Origin of the sequence: Staphylococcus gallinarum (assembly GCF_000875895.1) — a bacterium.
Lineage (GTDB): Bacteria > Bacillota > Bacilli > Staphylococcales > Staphylococcaceae > Staphylococcus > Staphylococcus gallinarum.
The window spans coordinates 1-713 of the sequence record NZ_JXCF01000072.1; the positions used below are offsets into that span (position 1 = coordinate 1).

Genomic DNA, 713 nt, shown 5'->3' on the forward strand with positions numbered 1-713 from the left:
TGTCTGGTGACAATGGCAAGGAGGTCACACCTGTTCCCATGCCGAACACAGAAGTTAAGCTCCTTAGCGCCGATGGTAGTCGGACTTACGTTCCGCAAGAGTAGGACGTTGCCAGGCAAGTAGAGACCGTAAGGTCTCTTTTTTTTATATCCAAGGAGCTTAACTTCTGAATCACACTGACAAGTAGAAAGCGTTTGAAGCTGACGAATTGAGCGAACGACGACTTGAACTTACACGTGGTAAGTGAAAGAGGAGAAAGAGAAAATGAGGAAAGATGCGAGCGCTTGACTACATGTCAGAAAAGCTTCTTAGCGCCGATGGTAGCAGACTTACGTTCCGCAAGAGTAGGGTAAGTGGAATATAAGAGCTAAAGCGCTTATATAAGTACCACTAAACTAAAAACGAAATAAAAGAAAAGTTTAATATATAGATTAATAGATATGATGTAAAAAAAGCTGTAATAAGTGGTACTATACAGGCAAGTAGAGACCGTAAGGTCTCTTTTTTTTTATATCCAAGGAGCTTAACTTCTGAATCACACTGACAAGTAGAAAGCGTTTGAAGCTGACGAATTGAGCGAACGACGACTTGAACTTACAAGTGGTAAGTGAAAGAGGAGAAAGAGAAAATGAGGAAAGATGTGAGCGCTTGACTACATGTCAGAAAAGCTCCATAGCGCCGATGGTAGCAGACTTACGTTCCGCAAGAGTAGG

The 713-nt window shown here is 42.1% G+C and carries 1 rRNA gene; it reads left to right on the top strand.

Annotation, left to right across the window (positions count from 1 at the left end):
• Positions 1-2: 2 nt before the first annotated feature.
• Positions 3-117 (top strand): 5S ribosomal RNA (rrf, locus tag SH09_RS13015).
• Positions 118-713 lie beyond the last annotated feature (596 nt).